We start from the raw sequence: 19,426 nt of genomic DNA, 5'->3' as shown, positions 1-19,426 counted from the left end.
TGCCAACGGGCATATATTTTTACCAAATGATTACAAATGAAGCTATACAAACAAAAAAAATGATACTACAAAAGTAATAACATCATATTAACAAAATTCGGGGGCTAAAATGAAAACGCTAAAATATCTTGTAACTTTGTATATTACTATATCTTTCCAATTGTTTGCACAAGTATACAATTGTGTTACTGTATCAGTACAAGAAGTTCCGGCGCAATCAAAAGGAAGATGGCTTCCTTCCGAAGGAACAGTAAATGTATTAATTATCTTCGCGGAATTTCCAGATGACAACTATGATATTAATAATACAAGATGGGTTAAAGGCAACGCTCCTCAAAATATGAATAATTGGGTCGATCAAACATGGTCAGCTAACCCTACTCTAGGTTCGCTAACTCATTATTTTAACGAAATGTCCGGCAACAAGCTTCATTTTATTGGAAAAGAAGTTCACGTAATTGCACCGCATACAAGAGATTGGTATATGAATAATTACATCAGTAATCGAAGAGGCAATATTCAAAAAGAAATAATCCAACAACTTGATACAACATGGGATTTTGCTGAGTTTGATAACTGGGATTGGGTAAGTGATTATACATACTATAATAATGCCGATACATACGTTGACATGATCATTTTTGTCTGGAGAAATATTTCAGGAGATTTAAGTAATCCCTATCAAGGTTTAATAGATTTAGGATTTGTAAGCAATTATGGTGATTTGGGAGATATAGGAATTATTAATGTGGACAACAACCAGAGGAAAATAGCAACGTCATTTGGTGGGAGGGATTCAATACCATACGGTTCCGGTGTGACAGTAAGAAATTATTTAACCGAGGACCCATTCAGAAATGTAATACATGAATTTTCTCATTATTTAATTGGTAACAACGATTATCATAATGGCTTCGGTTTCTGGGGAATGCTTTCAGCTTGGGGGATAAGAACATATGTAGCTAATGCGTGGGAAAGATACCGTTTGGGCTGGATTTCAGATTCTACAACATATACAATAAATAATACGACACAGACTCTTACGGGAAGAAACCTCGGCGATTTCGTAACAGGAGGAAATGCTTATAGATTTGTGATTAATTCATCATCACAAGAATATTTTTTCATAGAAAATCATCAAAAATTATCGTATTGGGAAAATAATGCTCCTTTCTGGGGTTCTCATGATGGAAGTGTTGAAAACGGTATTTATGTAATCAGAAAAGTCGGTTCTCCAAATCGAACAAATCCATCCTCATGGCTGCAGCTTATTCCTGCAGATGGACGTTACAATTGGGAAGTAAATCAAGCAGTAGACAATCCGTGGGGCTCTGGTCAATTGCCTGTCTTTAAGCAATTAATTCCAAATAAAACGAACGGATATCATGATAATCAGTATATTCCTTTTACTTATGCAGGTTTAATAAGTCCTCAGCCAATTCATTTTACAGAAAATCCTGTTACTCAGGAACCTGTAGTAGATATACGATTTCATGGTGATAGTAACGACGCATTTCGTATAGGTTATAATCAAGTATTTTCTCCATGGAGTAACCCAAACAATCAAAGAGCAGCAAATCAAACAACACCGTTTGGTTTTGAAATAACAAATTTCAGCAATGGTGTATATACGTTAAATATTTATGTAAATACCGCTGAAAATGCATCTCCTTCAAAACCGCAAAATCTACACTTTACATACACAGATCCCGACCATCCATCGTTAGCCTGGGATTTAAATACGGAACCGGATATATCAAGTTACAAAATATACCGCAGTTATGATAATTCATCTTTTTATTTAGCCGGCGTAGTATCTCATCCAACAAACACATTTATCGATTATGAAATAAGTTATACAAAACCAATATGGGAAAAATCAGTGAAATATTATGTTGTCGCAGTTGATAATACTAATTTAACTTCGGTACCAAGCAATCAGGTTGAAATCGCAGGAATTATGCAAGATCCATTACCGAAGTTAAATGCAAATAATTTTTCTGAAGTATATAGCGAGAAGTATAATTTTAGTTTATTTAAAAACTATCCCAATCCGTTTAACCCCGCTACGAAAATCAGATTTAGCTTGCCCGAAGCGAGCTTTGTTACACTGAAAGTATATGATGTGCTTGGCAGAGAAATAAAAGAATTGGTAAACGAAGTTAAACCGTCCGGAGAATATGAAGTTGAATTTAACGGAAGTAATTTGCCGAGCGGCACATATGTTTACAAACTAACCGCAGGAAAATATTCTGCAGTCGGTAAAATGACTTTGATGAAATAAGGCGAATAATTGATTAATAGAAATTAGCGGAGAGCAATATATGATTATGAATGATGCTCTCCGTTTTTTATATATGTATTTAATATAACACAGCTATGAAATCTTTGTGATGATCCATTAGTAAATCCATTATATCTTTACGGAAGTCTGAAAGTAACCCACTCGCCCGAATATGCGAAATTCGCAAACAGAATAATAAATTTGTTCGACGGACGCGTTGTGAATTGAAACCGGAATTTATTACTTTGTTTTAATCATATAATAGTTTTATTCCGGATCGGATGGACAGCTAAAAGTACAAACGCGATAAATATGAATAATAATTCTTATCCGCCATTCATGCTATACGCTGCATTAATGATTCTGCGAAAATCAACGCTAATACATTTCCATATAAAAAATTACTTTGTTTAATAATAATTTATTCTGTTCTCAATAATTATGGACACACTCAAATATCTGATGCTCGTTAGAGAATTCCCACTAAAATTTAAATAAAATTTAGATTATCTTTGTATGGTTATTTTTCAAGAAACGGAGGGAAAATGGAATATTTAGCTTCCGGAAACAGATACGACAAAATGAAATACAACCGCTGCGGGAAGAGCGGCTTAAAACTACCGGCAATTTCATTGGGATTGTGGCATAACTTTGGCGGAGTCGACGTTTTCGAAAACGGGCGGGCTATTGTACGCCGCGCGTTCGATCTCGGCATTACTCATTTCGATCTGGCAAACAATTACGGACCGCCTCCGGGCTCCGCAGAAGAAAACTTCGGGGTCATTTTGAAAAAAGATTTGAAGCCTTACAGAGACGAATTAATCATTTCCACAAAGGCGGGATGGGGAATGTGGCCGGGCCCTTACGGAGACTTCGGCTCGCGTAAGTATTTGATCGCATCCCTCGATCAAAGCCTTAAAAGAATGGGATTGGAGTATGTCGATATTTTTTATCATCATCGTCCCGACCCTGAAACTCCTCTGGAAGAGACAATGGGCGCGCTCGACCAGATTTTAAGAAGCGGAAAAGCTTTGTATGTGGGAATTTCACAATACAAGCCCGAACAAACCAAAAAAGCGGTCGACATTCTGAAGCAGATGGGGCATCATTTGTTAATTCATCAACCGCGTTACAGCATGTTCGACAGATGGATCGAAGAAGGGCTTACGGACGTGCTCGAAAAGGAAGGAGTCGGAGCCATTGTATTTTCTCCGCTGGAGCAGGGACTTCTTACCGATAAATATTTAAAGGGAATTCCCGAGGGTTCGCGCGCTTCCAAACCGTGGGGCTTTTTGAAACCGGACAGAATTACGCAGGATAAACTGGAAAAAGTGGAAAAACTGAACGAGCTTGCCTCGCGCAGAAATCAATCGTTGGCTCAAATGGCAATCGCATGGGTATTGCGCAAACCGGTTATTACTTCGGCGTTAATCGGCGCAAGCAAAGTAGAACAGGTTGAAGACGCAGTCAAAGCGCTCGACAATCTTGAATTCAGTTCGGAAGAGCTGAACGAAATAGAGAAAATATTAACGGAATAACTCACAAAATAATTGGGAGATGTAAAAATGAAAGGAGATGCAAAATTACTCGATGTATTAAACGATTTATTGGCTGACGAATTAACAGCCATTAGCCAGTATATGGTTCATTCCGAAATGTGCGAACAATGGGGATACGGAAAATTGCACGAAGCCATCGAAAAACAGGCAATCGACGAAATGCATCATGCCGAATGGCTCATTCAAAGAATTCTGTTTCTCGAAGGCACTCCGGTCGTAAACAAACTGAAAAAAATGAAAATCGGTAAGTCGGTTCCAGATTTTATCAACAACGACCAGGAAGCCGAAGCTGATGCGGTAAAAGCTTATAACGACGCCATTGCTCTAGCGCGTAAAGTAGGCGACGAATCGACCGCCGAATTGTTGACCAAAATTCTTAAAATGGAAGAAGGACACGTCGAATGGGCGGAAAAACAACGCGTTCAAATCGAACAGATGGGCCTCGACGGATACCTCTCTAATCAGGTCTAAGGATACTAACACGGCATGATTTGTAACGGAGTGTGAAAATTAAAAGCCGCTGAGTCCGCTAAAAAAACAGGGGATAACTTGATCTCGTCCTTTAGCGAACTTGGCGGTTAATTATATTATTATTGGAATGAAACTATAAGAAAAGTATCGGAACTGCATTTGCCGAACTATTTTTTTAAGCGGATGCTAAGTAAAAGAGGAACGCATGAATTTCAAAGTAATAAAAAGCAATATAGTTTTCGAAGGGAAAGTATTCAGCGTAAAAGTCGACGATATTCAGTATAACGGCAGCGGTAATCTGGCAACGCGTCAGGTTGCAGTTCATCCGGGAGGAGCCGTCGTACTCCCATTGAAGTCGAACGGGAAGATTATTTTTGTAAAACAATTCAGATATCCTCATAACGAATTTGTCGTAGAATTGCCCGCCGGAAAACTCGATAAAGGCGAAGACCCCGAAAAATGCGCCGTTAGAGAACTAAAAGAAGAAACAGGCTATTCGCCGGAGAAAGTCGTGAAATTAGGTAAGATTTATACAACGCCGGGATTCTGCAATGAAACGCTTCATATTTATCTTGCCGAAAATTTAACCGAAGGAGAACATGCGCGCGAAGAAGGCGAAGAGGATATGGAACTAATCGAAATGACTCTTCAGGAAGCCGAAGAAAAGATACGCAACGGCGAAATAGTAGACGCCAAGACAATCAGCGGACTGATGATGTTCAAGCTTTATAACCAAGATTAGCAAGATTAAATATTGCCAAGATTAACAAGATTGTTTATTACCAAGATTGGCAAATTGGCAAGATTACAAAATTTGCTTTGCCCAGGAGTCGGGCGTTAGGAGTTCGGGTATGCGGAAGCGCTGGCGTTCTTTGTTGTATAACTTTTAATGACAAACAAATAACTCCAAAACGAAGAACCCCAAAACCAAGAACGTTGAACTCCAAAACGACGAACGTTGAACCCCGGAACAAATAACCGCAAACAAAACAGCTTTCCGATATCACTCGTTCGTCAATTCTTCCAGTTCAACTTTGTGGATATTCTTGATTCTCTTGCCCAGGAAGCGCTCCGCGATTAATTTGAATTTTGCCGGCAGGTCGCTTACGTAATATTCATGCTGACCTTCGTGAACGGAATTGTTGCGAAGTTGTCTTCCGTTGAGATAATCCTCTACAATCTTGGCTGCGGGAGTTCCTGAATCGATAAGCTTTACTTTTTTGCCCATAACTTTTTGAATTATATCGCTTAGAAGAGGATAATGAGTGCATCCGAGTATGAGGCTGTCGATGTTTTTTTCTTTTAATTCAGTCAGGTATTCTTTGGCAATCAATTCGGCTGCTTTGTGGTTTGTCATGCCTTCCTCGGCAAGAGGCACAAAGAGGGGACAAGCTTTTTCATAAACCTGAACTTTCGGGTCGAGTTTTTTAATCTGTTTCGAATACGCTTTATTGTTTATCGTGGCGTAAGTGCCGATAACGCCTATTTTACGGCTTCGAGATTCCGACAAAGCCATTTGCGAGCCCGGTTCGATCATGCCGATTACAGGCACCGTAAGAAATCTGCGTAATTCATTGAGCGCCACTGAAGAGGCTGTGTTGCATGCCACGACCAGCAGTTTGATGTTTTTCCTCAGCAAAAAATTTGCGGCCTGAATCGAATATTCGATTACCGTGTCGTTGGATTTGCTTCCGTAGGGCACTCTTGCGGTATCCCCGAAATAAACAATGTTTTCGTTAGGCATTAGATTGGTAACGGCTCTTACGACCGTTAAACCTCCTATACCCGAATCGAAAAATCCGATCGGGTTCGTTCTGTTCATAAAATTCAATTTAGCACCTATAACATTTCTTCGATAGTTTCGGTTAGCTGCTGAATGATAAGTTCGTATTCGTTAGCCGATACTTTGCGTTTATGACGGTCGAGTATATAAAACGAGTCGACTATATCATCAGCCTTTGTATTAATTTTTGCAAAGTAAATCGACAGACCGAGCTCGTTCATTTTACGCGTTATCTGATACAATAGCCCGAGCCTGTCCGGAGAAAATACGTCAATGATTGTGTATCGATCGTGTTTTTCGAAAACGATTTTAACTTTGCCTTTGCGTTTGAAAAGTTTGTTTTCGATTCGCCACCATTTGGATTTGATGCGATTGAATTCTTTGGTTATCTGGAGTTCGTTTAATGCGGCTAAGATAAGGTCGGATTTTATCTTATCGTAGCGCGATTTGTCAACTACTTCGTTCGTTCTGAAATCCGTCACGTTAAAATTGTCGATTACTATGCCGTCTTTGCGCGTAAATATTTTTGCGTCGTGAATATTGAGATCGTTAATCGAAAGAGCGCCGCAGAGCCTTGAAAGGAGGGCTTCGGAGTCGCGTGTAATAACCGTTATCGACGTATAGCCCGCTTCCTCTTTGAAAAATACGGAAGCTTTGGAGCCTTTCTCAATCTCTTCAATATGCTGGTTGATTTCTTCGGCCGAGTAAAATTGTAAATAACCAAGGTCGTCAATCGATTCGATATGTTCTTTAACCGTCATATCGGAAAAGACTTCTGACTGCTCCATTATTTCGAGCATACTCGAGGCTAAAAGCTCTTCGCCCGTAATTCTCTCTTCGAGCATTCGTTTGGTTTTATGATAGAGTTCATAGAGCAGTTCGCCTTTCCATTGAGTCCATACAACGGGAGAAACCGCGGAAAGATCGGCGTAAGTAAGCAGATAAAGCAGGTCGAGCAGCTCGGTGTCGGGGAATAAATCGGAAAAGATATTCAACGTAGTCGGGTCGTTTAAATTTCTTCTGAATGCCACCTGTTCCATTGTAAGGTGGTGCCGAACGAGAAACTGAACTTTTTGAATTTCCTCGGCGCTGTAACCGAGCCTTTCCATTACCGAGCTTGCAATTTCCGCCCCGATTATTTCATGCCCGGAGATTGTAATCGGTTTTGCAATGTCGTGAAACAAAACAGCCAGATAGAGAATGTCTTTATTCTGGACGCTCAGAAAAAGACGGCTGAGCGTGTTCGATTCGTGTCTGAGATTTTCGAGATTTGTCAGCGCAATCAAAGTATGTTCGTCGGCAGTATAACAATGATAAACGCCAGGCTGAAAGAAATTTACCAATTCGCCGAATTCCGGAAGGAATGCGCCCAGAACGCCAAGTTCGTTCATTACATTCAGGGTTTTGCTCACATTTTTGGGCAGCCTGAGTATCTCTCTGAAAAAAACGGAAGATTGATGTTCCGTGTCTTTCGATTCTTCCAGATCGATAACCGCTTCGATAATTTTTGAGCGAAGGACGTCGTCGAAACGAGCGTCGTGCAATCCCCGATAATAGAATGCCCGCAGTATTACCGACATCGTGAGCTCGATGTCGCTGGCGAGATAGATAATATTGCCTTTCATTGTAAAATCTTCGTCGAGGGGAATGGAAAGGAAGTCCGAGATCGGTTTCGACATTTCGTCTTCGAAGCGTTTGGACATAGTGATCGTAAAACGTTTAATAACATTCGATGCGTCGAAATATCGGCGCATATATTCTTTCCAGTTGCTCTCGGTGTATCCGTGCCGGAGAGCAATTTTTTCCTGGTCGCTGAATTCCAGCCGGTCGTTTTTGTGTCCCGATATCAGATGAAGATGGTTCCTTGTGTTCAATATAAACTTGTAACTGTCGAGCAGCCGCTTGGCTGCTTTTGGAATTAGTATTTTATCCTTTTTTAGAAGTTCGAGAAAAACTTCAGTTTGCGTTATCTCTTTTTGCGTATCGATAATAATATCGTTCTTGAGCGAGTAGATCCATTGCAATACCTGTAAATCTCTCAAACCGCCGGCGGTATATTTTACGTTCGGCTCGAGCACTTTCGCCGATGCGCCGTATTTCTGATACCTGAGATTTATGTCTACAAAGTATTCGTTTATAAGGTTCTTTTTTGTTTCTTGCTTTAGAGAGCTCAAAACTTTTTTGTTCCACTCCTTGTAGACTTCGTCGTTACCGCAAATAAAGCGGGTCTCGAAAAATTGAGTGAACGCGTGAAGGTCTTCTTTTAAAAATTTATTTATATCAGAAAAATCCCTGACCGTATGCGACACTTCGATGCCTGTATCCCAGAGGATTGTAACGCACTGTTTTATAGTGTCGTCGTTGCGAGGCACCTTGTCGTAGATGAACATAATATCGATATCCGAATAAGGCGACAGTTCGCGTCTGGCAAAACTTCCGACTGATGCAATAGCGCAATCGAGTTTGATGTCTTTGAGAGCTCTGAGAATAAACTCTTCAACCAGAACGCTCCAACGGATGGAAAACTTAAATGCGTCTTTCAGCAGGTCGGCGTCGTTAAAAACCAGATCCCGTTCCGCAAAAAATATTTCTTTTAATTTAAGCGCTTCGTTCATATTTAAATAATCGGGACTGACAGTCCGCCAATTTAACTTTTGCCAGTCCCGAAAACACCTTTTAAAATTGACTTTACAATTTTACGAATTTTGCCTGGAAGAATCTCAAATATTTTGGTTCGTAGACCATTTTTAATCCTTTGATTTTCTTTCTGTCCTGATAAACCTGAGCAATCGATTCAACGGCAACGTCGATATGGGATTGAGTATAGACGCGGCGCGGGAAAGTCAGCCGGACTAATTCAAGTTTCGGATAGCGATTTTCGCCGGTTTTGGGGTCTCTGCCGGCAGATACAATTCCGCGTTCCATGCCGCGGACGCCGCTGTCGATATAAATTTCGGCGGCAAGGGATTGCGCGGGGAATAAATCCTGTTTAAGATGCGGTAAGAATTTTTTTGCATCCAGAAAGATGGCATGACCTCCGAAGGGATATACGAGAGGCACGCCGTATTTTTCGAGCTGTTTGCCGCAGTATTCCACCTGTCCGACACGCGAACTTACATTTTCGTATTTTACCATTTCTTCTATGCCTCTTGCCATGGCTTCCATGTCCCTGCCCGCCAAGCCTCCGTATGTATGAAGTCCTTCGTAAACTACAACCATATTACGGGCTTCTTCGTAAACTTTTTTGTTTCGGGTAGCCAAAAAACCGCCGATGTTTACCATTAAATCTTTTTTTGCGCTGACCCAAATGCCGTCGAAATAGCCGCACATTTCTTTCAAAATTTGTTCGATCGATTTCTTTTCGTAACCTTTTTCGCGCGCTTTAATGAAATAAGCATTCTCGGTGGCGCGTGTAGCGTCGAACCATAATTTTATTCCGTGTTTCTTTGCAATCTTATGCACTTCTTTAAGATTTTGCATCGAGAAAGGTTGACCTCCCGCCATATTAACCGGTCCGGCCATGCTGATATACGGAATTTTTTTGGCTCCTACTTTTTTAATAAGATCCTCAAGTTTGTCCGTATCGATATTGCCTTTGAAAGGATGTTTGTTTTGCGGTTTATGGGCTTCGTCGATTATCACGTCGACGAATGTTCCGCCTGCGAGTTCCTGATGCAACCGGGTTGTGGTAAAGTACATATTGCCTGGAATATAATCGCCGGGCTTAATCATAATTCTGGAAATAATATGTTCGGCGGCTCTGCCCTGATGCGTTGGAACGAAGTAAGGCATTCCGTAATATTTTTTGATATTGTCCCACAGGTAGTAGAAATTTCTGCTGCCGGCGTAGGCTTCGTCGCCCATCATCAAACCTGCCCATTGGTAGTCGCTCATTGCGTTTGTACCGCTGTCTGTGAGCAGATCGATGTAAACATCTTCGGATTTGAGCAGGAAAGTATTGTAACCGGCTTCTTTGGCGCATTTTTCCCGATATTCGCGCGTAGTCATTTTGATGGGTTCGACCATTTTGATTTTGAATGGTTCAGCCCAGCTCCTTTTGATTGTCCGTTTTGCCATTTTGTGACCTCACGTTTTTTTGATCTGTGTGCGATCGGTTATTAATTTCAATAGCTTGTGGCTATTGTTCTTTTTTATATTCTGCAATGATGTCGGAATGGATGCCTCCTCGTGTGTTAAATTTAGCGGTCAATTTCATTTTTCTCGGTTGAAGCGTTTCCACGAGGTCATTCAATATTCTGTTTGTTACGGCTTCGAAATAGATGCCGTCGTTCCGGAACGACTGGAGATAGAACTTATAAGATTTCAATTCTACGCAGAGTTTGTCGGGAATATATTCCAGAATGATAGTCGCAAAATCCGGTTGACCGGTTTTGGGACAAAGAGAAGTGAATTCCGGCGCCGTATGGATAATGATATAATCTCTTTCCGGATTGGGATTCGGAAAGGTTTCGAGTATTTTTTGTTTTTCGTTCATATTTATTACCTATTAAATTTAGAAAAATAGTTGTCAATTTCATCTCTCATATCAATGCCTGCGGTTTCGAAACATATTAATAAATCATCGTATGTTCCTTTACCCCCAAGGAAATCCCAAAATTCTTTTCCAACCATTAGTTCATTCTTAATATCTATCATGCCAGCCATTGTCCAGCGAGCATATGGATTGGGTTCATAAGGATTATATGGTATTGCCAGGAGCGTATTAATTTTATCATTGGGATTATTAAGAAGAGCAACTGCAGCCCATTCTAAAAGCGTCCGTTTAAATTCTTTAAAATTACCCTTGTTAGGTTTCGCTGTTTTTATATCAATTAAAAAAGTATTGCCTTTTCTATCTTGTAAAAAAAGGTCAGTGACGGTTGGCTTGGTTTTTCTAGTTTTTGATGGGTTGATTGACTGACGAATTAATTCTAATTCTTTGATTTTATCTGGTCTTGTTGTAGCCGAAGTTAAATTATCCATGATTTTTTGTATAACGTAAAGCGAATCTTCCGATATTCTATCTCCTACTTTGTATTGTGATTTGGCAACTTTAAATTTACTTTCAGCGATGGAAAGAGCAACTGGTTCGAAAATAGTTAAACCGAAGTTAGTTATAAGAGAGTGTATAAACTGATATAGAGCTAATCTGTCTTTGCCAAGTAAACGCGTATGAAAAGGCATCGCTGAGGGTTCGGGCTTATATTCTGCAAATTTGTTTCTTAATGAGTTTTTAAGAGTTTCGACAACCTTAAGCTTTTGTTGGGTACTGAGAGACATTAACTATTTTCCTTTAATAAAAAAATCGATTCTGAATAGGCTCCTTTGTCTTTTTCCGTTCTGTTCAATACAGGTCGTTTGAATTGTTGCACAATTTTTAGTCCCGATTTATTAGCTATAACCGGGTATAAATTATACTTATCATTAGCAACTAAGAAAATACTGAAATTATTAGCAAGATATTTTTTGCTATTTATTAACACGGAAGCTATTCCTTCAATGTAAGATTCTTTTGCTTTCTGCCCTTTCCCTTTAAATAAGGGCCCTATTTCTAAACTGTCATTTCTTTCAAAGCCAAATAGCTCATAAGCGTATTCATGCTGTTCGTGATAATTGATTAGTCCTACATATGGGGGACTTGAAAAGATTCCTGCAAATTTCTGCCTCTTTAATTTTTGGCCGAAATCAGGATCTAATTTATCTACAGCATCAAAAATATCAATGGTTCTACTGTCGCCGGTAAAACAATGCTGAAAAGTGTCTGTTCTAAGGGAATTGAATTCGGCAATCCTATTAAGAGTATCTTTAGTATACCTTTCCCACCAAGATAAAATTGAAAATAAAGGCTTGCAAATTTTGCCGTGTTTTGAACAATAATAAGTTGAATAGACAGGACTAACTAAAGTGGCTAGATCCGAATGTGTTGTAGCTCGACATGATCTTATAGTTCTGCTCAGTATAACGGTGGCTAGTTTTTTTGTTCTCTTATTTCTAATATTTTTGATTAAATTGAATACAAAATCGATTTCTTCTCTTACGCTTTTTGTATACCAAACATCAAGAAATGTATTTGTTCTTTCTTGCCGAACCTCTATCTTGTATTTATTTAATAAGTTTTTATAAATTTTATTAAATGCTTCTTCTTTTTCTTTACCGTAAATTTCTTCATTAATCTCGCCTTTTCTAACTTTTCTTTTATATTCGGGCGAAGGGAAGTATGCGTTGTTGAATTTAGTTAATTCCTCGTTGAGATTTTGTTCGAATTCTAAGATTATCGATTCTGCTTTGTATTGTCTAAGGGCTTCGGTAATATTTTTAAGTTCTAAATACAAATTCGATAAATCATACTTCTCGATTTTTACATTACTTATTAGCGCATTAAACGCCGATATATCAATTCCGACGGCATGCATGCCAAGTTCATTCGCTTGCACTAAAGTTGTACCGCTACCGCAAAATGGGTCTAATATTATATCGCCTTTATTAAAGAAGACCCCCGTTTTAAATTCATCGATATGTTGATCTAAAAAATATTCAACAAGCTGCGGTATAAATTTTCCTTTGTATGGATGTAATCTGTGTACATGTTTTGTAGTCTCAGATTCTTTGTACTGTTCAAATGATAAATGCCAATTTATATCATTCCCTAATTTTTCAGTCCAATTTAATTGACGTTTACCATAGTAGGTCCGATAGTAAGCTAATAATTCGTCTTTGTTAACGAGAGTGTTCCCATTATCGCTATATTTTTTAATTCTACCGTAATTAACAAGATAAGAAATATTAGAGGGCGTAATATTGCGTTCTAATTCGGAACTAATCCATATACTTGCTTCTTTTATAGTTAATAAATTATTTCTCATTATTCCAAACCTAACTTTTATTTATACACCGGCCGAACTTTATATGGAATCGGGTCTTCAATACCTGCAGTCTGAAAACCGCGCAGCCTGAAAGCGCAACTGTCGCATATGCCGCATGCCTCGTCTTCATTTTGGTAACACGACCATGTTAAATGCAACGGCGCATTAAGTTCTATCCCCTTTTTAATAATTTCCGCTTTGGAAAGATGGATTATGGGAGTATGGATTTTAATTTTGGTTTCGGGTTTCGTGCCGAGGTCTGCCATCTTTTCGAAAGCCTCGAAAAATTCCGGACGACAATCAGGATAACCGCTGGCGTCTTCATAAACGGCTCCGATAAAGACGGCCTCTGCATTTAAAACTTCCGCCCAGCTTACGCACGCCGCCAGAATATTCGCATTTCTGAAAGGCACGTAAGAACTTGGAATATCACGGCTTCCGATATTTGCCCGGGTTACTTCAATGTTTCTGTCTGTCAAAGACGACCCCCCGATTTTCGAAAAGTGCGTGTAGTCGATTATAAGTTTGTGCTTTACCCCGTAATATTCAGCGATATCGTTAAAAGCCTTCAGTTCGCGGTTCTCAGTGCGCTGTCCGTAATTTATGTGTATTAATGCCAGCTCGTATTCCCGGCTGGCAATAGCTGCCGTCACGCAACTGTCCATCCCTCCGCTCAGAGCGACTACGGCTAATTTTTTCATCTCGTCCCTTTATTGTTATGTCCAAAAATAACAAAATTCACCCACAATTTAAGGCGAAGAATAATAGAGGAATTATTGGAAAGAGAATCTTGAGCATGATGTCATATAATTTAACAATTCTTGATTAACCTGCCCTTTTTTGATAAGTTTCAGTTCAATTTCTAACAATTTTTGTGTGTAATATGAAATATCCCTTTGAATCGATCGAACTTAAGTGGCAAAAATACTGGAAAGACAAAAAAGTATTCAAAACCGATCTGACAAAAATCGACAATAAACTCTATGTGCTTGTTATGTTCATCTATCCCTCGGCGGCAAAAATGCATATCGGGCATTGGTACAATTACGGACCAACCGACTCGTTTGCGCGCTATAAAAAACTGAAAGGATTTAATGTGTTCGAGCCGATGGGATACGATGCATTCGGACTTCCCGCGGAAAATTACGCTATTAAAACCGGCATTCATCCCCAGGACAGCACTCTCAAAAACATTAAGGACATTCGCTCGATGCTCGATAGGATGGGCGGTATGTACGATTGGGACGCCGAGTTGATGACTTGCGTGCCCGAATATTATAAATGGAATCAATGGCTCTTTTTGCAATTATATAAAAAAGGATTGGCATACAGAAAGAATGCGCCGGTTAACTGGTGCCCTTCGTGTCAAACGGTTCTGGCCAGAGAACAGGTGCTCGGCGACGGTGGATGCGAAAGATGCGGAACAACCGTTATTCAAAAAAATCTGACTCAATGGTTCTTTAAGATTACAGAATATGCGGACGAGTTACTCGACGGTTTGAATAAAATCGACTGGCCGGAAAAAACCAAAACTATGCAAATTAACTGGATCGGCAAAAGTTACGGAACCGAAATCGATTTTTCTATCGAAGGCTCGGATGAGAAAATTAGAGTGTTTACGACCAGACCCGATACGCTCTTCGGCGTTACTTATGTTGTGCTGGCTCCCGAAAATGAACTTGTGCAAAAAATTACCAAACCGGAATACAAAGACGCCGTAGATAAATACATCGAATCGATTAAATCTTTGACTGAAGTGGAAAGGACTTCTACGACCAAAGAAAAAACGGGAGTTCCGACAGGAGCTTACGCCATAAATCCAATAAACGGCGAAAAGGTTCCTATCTGGATAGCGGACTATGTTTTGGCGACATACGGCACCGGCTGCGTTATGGCTGTGCCCGGGCACGACGAGCGCGATTTCGAATTCGCTAAAAAATTCAATTTGCCAATCAAAAAAGTTATTCTCCAGCCAGGTACGAATGAAGAAGACGAATTGAAAGAAGCTTATACGGATGTGGGCGTCATGATAAATTCAGGAAAGTATAACGGTCTGAGTTCGGATGTCGGTATTGAAAAAATATCCGAGGATATCGAAAAACAAGGGCTCGGCAAAAGGACGGTTAATTACAGATTGAGAGATTGGTTGATTTCTCGTCAGAGATATTGGGGAACCCCGATTCCAGTAATTCACTGCGACCAATGCGGCGAAGTTCCCGTGCCGGAAGACCAATTGCCAGTTGTGTTGCCTTATGAAGTAAACTTTAAACCGGACGGCGGCTCGCCTCTTGCAAGCTGCGAAGAGTTTATAAACACAACATGCCCCAAATGCGGAGCTCCGGCTAAAAGAGACCCCGATACCATGGATACATTTGTCGATTCCTCCTGGTATTATCTGCGTTATCTCAATCCCCGTTACGAAGAAGGAATGTTCGATACCGAATTGGCAAACAATTGGGTGCCGGTTGATGTTTACGTAGGCGGCGCCGAACACGCTACAATGCACCTGCTCTATGCGCGTTTTATTCATAAGTTTCTCAGAGACATCGGATTGGTAAACAGCGACGAACCGTTCCAAAAATTAATTCATCAGGGCACGATTACCAATCAAGGCGCAAAAATGTCCAAATCGAAAGGGAATGTGGTCGACCCGAATGAATTCCTTGAAAAGTACGGCTCGGACGTTTTCCGTATGTATTTAATGTTTATGGGTCCGTATGAACTCGGAGGCGATTGGAGCGATAAAGGCATTGTAGGCGTCGATCGGTTTGTTCAAAGAACTTATACGCTTTTTGAAAATTACAAAGGGATAGCTTCCGATACACGTGCAAAAAGTAAATATGATATGAACGAACTTTCCGACGATGAAAAAAAGATTTATCAGAAAGTCAATCAAACTTTGGCTAAAGTCGACTCTGAAATAAATAATTTCAGATTCAACACAGCTGTTGCCGCTTTGATGGAATTGTTGAACGAACTTAAGAATATCGACAATTGCAGGAAGGAAATTCAGGTATATACGCTAGAACGATTCGCTTCAATGCTGGCTCCGCTTGCGCCTCATCTCGGCGAGGAATGCTGGAGCTTGCTGGGCAAAGAGAAATCGATTTATGAAGAACCGGTCTGGTTCGAAGCCGATCCCGACGCGCTTATAAACGAGACCGTTACAGTCGTAGTACAGGTAAACGGCAAAGTCAGAGCTAAAATTGAATTGCCTGTCGATACTCCGGAACAGGAAGTAAAAAATATCATTTCCAACGACGAAAAAATCAAAGGTTATGTCGACGGCAAACAGATAATTAAAGAAATTTATGTCCCGAATAAAATTTATAATATTGTAGTGAAATAAAAAGGAATTAAATATGCTCGACATCAAATTCATAAGAGAAAATCCTGACCTGGTTAGAAAGGGATTGCGCGACAAAGGCGCCGCCGACAATGTTGATCAGATTCTTGAACTCGATGAGAAAAGAAGAAAAATTATAGCCCGCAACGACGAATTGAAAGCGCTAAGAAATAAAGTGTCCTCACAAATTCCGATATTGAAAAAGAAGGGCGAAGATACTACCGCGGTTTTCGAAGAGATGAAAAAGGTGGGAGACGAAATCGCAGAGCTTGACAACGAGCTGCGCAAAATAGACGAAGAGCTCGACGAAATATTGAGATGGACTCCGAACCTGGCTCACGAGTCGGTTCCGGTCGGAGGCAGCGCCGATGAAAATGTTGAAGTGAGAAGGTGGCTGCCCGAAGGCTTCAGCTTCGATAACGACTTCGAGATGCTCGATCATATCGAGCTCGGTAAAAAACTCGACATACTCGATTTCGAAAGAGGCACGAAAATTTCCGGGTCGGGATTCCCGCTTTATAAAGGAGCGGGAGCCACACTGGAAAGAGCTCTCATTAATTTTATGCTCGATTTCCATTTGCAGAATCACGGCTACAAAGAAATTCTTCCGCCGATTCTCGTAAACAGGGATTCGATGAAAGGCACGGGACAAATTCCAAAACTCGAAGAGGATATGTATTTTATCGAAAAGGACGGTCTCTATCCGATACCTACCGCCGAAGTTCCGATTACGAATATACACCGGAATGAAGTGTTGAATGAAAAAGAACTGACAATTAAATATGTCGGTTATACGCCGTGTTTCAGACGCGAAGCCGGTTCATACGGTAAAGAATCAAAAGGCTTTTTGCGCGTTCATCAATTTAATAAAGTGGAAATGGTAAAATTTTCGAAGCCGGAAGATTCATACGATGAACTCGAAAAATTAGTAAAAGACGCGGAGGATATACTCCAGGCTTTAAATATACCGTACAGAATAATCTTGCTTTGCACCGGCGATCTCAGTTTTTCAGCCGCCAAATGTTACGATATCGAAACGTGGTCGCCGGCAGAAAAGAAATGGCTCGAGGCTTCTTCGTGCAGCAATTTCGAAGCCTTTCAGGCGAGAAGAGCTAACATTCGCTTCAAACGAGAGGGTTCTAAAAAGACCGAATTTGTCCATACATTAAACGGCAGCGGACTCGCTACCAGCAGATTAATGGTTTCGTTACTCGAAAATTATCAAACGCCCGAAGGAAAAGTTATTGTTCCGAAAGCTCTGCAAAAGTATACCGGTTTCGAAATCATCGGTTGATATCGTTTAAGCGGAATTATTTTTCTATAGCGGTTGTTTATTATCAGAAAGGACTTTCGAAAAGTTGTTCGGGAATTTAACCTATTTAAAAAAATACTTTGCGCGGTATAAAAGCAGTTACCTGCTCGGAATCCTTTTTATCCTTATTTCGAATGTGGCGACCGTTTTCGTCCCTATTCTGATAAAAGACAGCATTAATCTGCTCGAAAACAATCTGGATACTCACCTCATTGTAAATTACGCTCTTTATACGGTCGGCATTACATTAATTGCGGGCGTCTTTCAGTTTTTCATTCGCGAAACTATAATAGTCGCATCCAGAAAAATCGAATACGATTTGAGACAGGATTTCTGGGAACACATCCAAAAACTGCCTTTGCGATTTTTTCAGAATAATTCTACCGGGAATATAATGTCGCATGCCACAAACGACATAAACGCGGTGCGTTCGTTTGTGGGTCCGGCTGTAATGTATTCGATTGACAACGGCACTTTGTTCCTTATGATAATTCCGATTATGCTTTCGTTAAGTCCGGCGCTTACATTCTATGTATTATTGCCGTTGCCTTTTCTGTCGTATCTTGTTTATGTCGTTATGAGAAAAATTCACGTAAAATATACAAGGATACAGGAAAAATTTTCGGAGCTGACGGAAAAGGCACAGGAAAACTTTTCGGGAATCAGAGTGGTCAAATCGTACGTAAGGGAAGATTACGAGGTAAAGGAATTTACTAAACAGAGCGACGAATATCTTAAGAGAAAGATGGACCTCGTCAGACTGCAGGCGCTTTTCCATCCAATATTTTTTGTAATTGCGGGCTTTTCTACCATTATCGTTATTTTTGTCGGCGGCAAGATGGTAATCGACGGAGAAATTTCGCTCGGAATTATCGTAGCCTTTGTTGCATATCTTTCGATGTTGATCTGGCCCATGATATCTTTCGGCTTCGTCGCCAATTTGGTTCAGCAGGCTGACTCTAGTATGAAACGACTTTTGAAGTTCTTCAACGAACCGTACGAAATTAAAGACGGCGACGAAACCGACTATTCGATTGAAAATATAGAAGGGCAAATAGAATTCAAAAATGTAAGTTTCAGGTATAACGATTTTCTTCCGCCCGTGCTCGACAATGTCAGCTTGAAAATAAACAAAGGCGAAACCGTCGCTTTTATAGGCAAAACCGGAAGCGGTAAGACCACGCTCGTAAATTTAATACCAAGATTCTACGACGTGACTGAAGGCTCGGTTACAATCGACGGAGTAGATGTGCGTAAAATACCGCTTAAAACGCTGAGAAAAAATATCGGATTTGTGCCGCAGGAAACGTTTCTGTTCTCGGACACGTTGGCTAAAAATATTGTTTACGGAAACGGCAATGAAGACGAAGAGCTGATTAAATACGTAGCTCAGATTTCGCAATTGGCAAAAGATGTCGAATCTTTTCCCAAAGGATACGATACTATTTTAGGCGAGCGGGGCATAACGCTTTCGGGAGGACAGAAACAACGAACTTCGCTTGCGCGGGCTTTGGCAATCGATCCGAAAATTTTAATACTCGACGATTCTTTCTCTGCCGTGGATACGCATACCGAAGAAGAGATTCTCAAACGTCTTAAAGAGTTTATGAAAAACAGGACGAGCATAATAATCAGCCACAGAATTTCCACGGTGAAAGATTCGGATAAAATATTCGTAATCGATAACGGAAGAATAGCGGAAGAAGGAACCCACGAAGAACTCGTCGAACTGGGAGGTATTTATGCAGACCTCCACTTCAAACAGTTGTTAGAAGAAGAATTGAAGGAACTAAATTAAAGGAAATCAA

The 19,426-nt window shown here is 40.3% G+C and carries 14 protein-coding genes; 7 read left to right on the top strand and 7 right to left on the bottom strand.

Annotated features, from left to right (window positions below; genetic code table 11):
- The first annotated feature begins 109 nt into the window (after positions 1–109).
- The 4 genes from ACOYVE_RS06625 to ACOYVE_RS06610 all read left to right on the top strand — a co-directional run bounded on the left by ACOYVE_RS06625 (position 110) and on the right by ACOYVE_RS06610 (position 5,056).
- On the top strand, positions 110–2,284 hold the full coding sequence (locus ACOYVE_RS06625) for a T9SS type A sorting domain-containing protein (RefSeq protein WP_014856211.1): 2,175 nt from the start codon (positions 110–112) through the stop codon (positions 2,282–2,284).
- Positions 2,285–2,829: 545 nt separating this feature from the next.
- Entirely contained in the window at positions 2,830–3,822 is a 993-nt protein-coding gene (gene mgrA / locus ACOYVE_RS06620; RefSeq protein ID WP_014856212.1) for an L-glyceraldehyde 3-phosphate reductase, read from the top strand.
- Between the two features lie 27 nt (positions 3,823–3,849).
- Positions 3,850–4,314, top strand: coding sequence for a bacterioferritin (gene bfr / locus ACOYVE_RS06615; protein WP_014856213.1), 465 nt, complete (start codon positions 3,850–3,852; stop codon positions 4,312–4,314).
- Between the two features lie 205 nt (positions 4,315–4,519).
- Complete coding sequence (locus ACOYVE_RS06610; RefSeq protein WP_014856214.1) at positions 4,520–5,056, top strand: NUDIX hydrolase; 537 nt, start codon at positions 4,520–4,522, stop codon at positions 5,054–5,056.
- 261 nt (positions 5,057–5,317) lie between these two features.
- Here the strand turns inward: ACOYVE_RS06610 and murI are convergent, their stop codons facing one another.
- The 7 genes from murI to queC all read right to left on the bottom strand — a co-directional run bounded on the left by murI (position 5,318) and on the right by queC (position 13,661).
- The gene (gene murI / locus ACOYVE_RS06605; RefSeq protein WP_041356442.1) at positions 5,318–6,136 is read right to left on the bottom strand and encodes a glutamate racemase; all 819 of its coding nucleotides are present in this window, start codon (positions 6,134–6,136) and stop codon (positions 5,318–5,320) included.
- Positions 6,137–6,153: 17 nt separating this feature from the next.
- A complete protein-coding gene (gene glnD, locus ACOYVE_RS06600) occupies positions 6,154–8,712 on the bottom strand; it encodes a [protein-PII] uridylyltransferase (protein WP_014856216.1) in 2,559 nt (852 codons plus the stop codon).
- Between the two features lie 73 nt (positions 8,713–8,785).
- Positions 8,786–10,174, bottom strand: coding sequence for a tyrosine phenol-lyase (locus tag ACOYVE_RS06595; protein WP_014856217.1), 1,389 nt, complete (start codon positions 10,172–10,174; stop codon positions 8,786–8,788).
- Positions 10,175–10,235: 61 nt separating this feature from the next.
- Positions 10,236–10,592, bottom strand: coding sequence for a preQ(1) synthase (queF, locus tag ACOYVE_RS06590; protein ID WP_014856218.1), 357 nt, complete (start codon positions 10,590–10,592; stop codon positions 10,236–10,238).
- Between the two features lie 5 nt (positions 10,593–10,597).
- Positions 10,598–11,377, bottom strand: coding sequence for a TdeIII family type II restriction endonuclease (locus ACOYVE_RS06585; protein ID WP_014856219.1), 780 nt, complete (start codon positions 11,375–11,377; stop codon positions 10,598–10,600).
- Positions 11,377–12,960, bottom strand: a complete 1,584-nt coding sequence (locus ACOYVE_RS06580) for a DNA methyltransferase (RefSeq protein WP_014856220.1) — start codon at positions 12,958–12,960, stop codon at positions 11,377–11,379. The genes ACOYVE_RS06585 and ACOYVE_RS06580 overlap by 1 nt, the downstream gene beginning before the upstream one ends.
- A 17-nt stretch (positions 12,961–12,977) precedes the next feature.
- Positions 12,978–13,661, bottom strand: a complete 684-nt coding sequence (queC, locus tag ACOYVE_RS06575) for a 7-cyano-7-deazaguanine synthase QueC (RefSeq protein WP_014856221.1) — start codon at positions 13,659–13,661, stop codon at positions 12,978–12,980.
- A gap of 182 nt (positions 13,662–13,843) precedes the next feature.
- Here queC and leuS point away from each other — a divergent pair, with 182 nt between their 5' ends.
- The 3 genes from leuS (at position 13,844) to ACOYVE_RS06560 (ending at position 19,416) form a co-directional block, all read left to right on the top strand.
- Positions 13,844–16,309 carry a leucine--tRNA ligase gene (gene leuS / locus ACOYVE_RS06570; RefSeq protein ID WP_422881330.1) on the top strand — a complete coding sequence of 822 codons (2,466 nt, stop codon included), beginning with the start codon at positions 13,844–13,846 and terminating at the stop codon, positions 16,307–16,309.
- 13 nt (positions 16,310–16,322) lie between these two features.
- Positions 16,323–17,600, top strand: coding sequence for a serine--tRNA ligase (gene serS, locus ACOYVE_RS06565; protein ID WP_422881328.1), 1,278 nt, complete (start codon positions 16,323–16,325; stop codon positions 17,598–17,600).
- Between the two features lie 64 nt (positions 17,601–17,664).
- Positions 17,665–19,416, top strand: coding sequence for an ABC transporter ATP-binding protein (locus ACOYVE_RS06560; protein ID WP_422881326.1), 1,752 nt, complete (start codon positions 17,665–17,667; stop codon positions 19,414–19,416).
- Positions 19,417–19,426 lie beyond the last annotated feature (10 nt).

This window comes from Melioribacter sp. (genome assembly GCF_049325435.1).
In the GTDB taxonomy this organism is placed as follows: domain Bacteria; phylum Bacteroidota; class Ignavibacteria; order Ignavibacteriales; family Melioribacteraceae; genus Melioribacter; species Melioribacter roseus.
The sequence above is the reverse complement of the archived record's forward strand: the minus strand, read 5'-3'. Positions and strand labels throughout refer to the sequence as shown.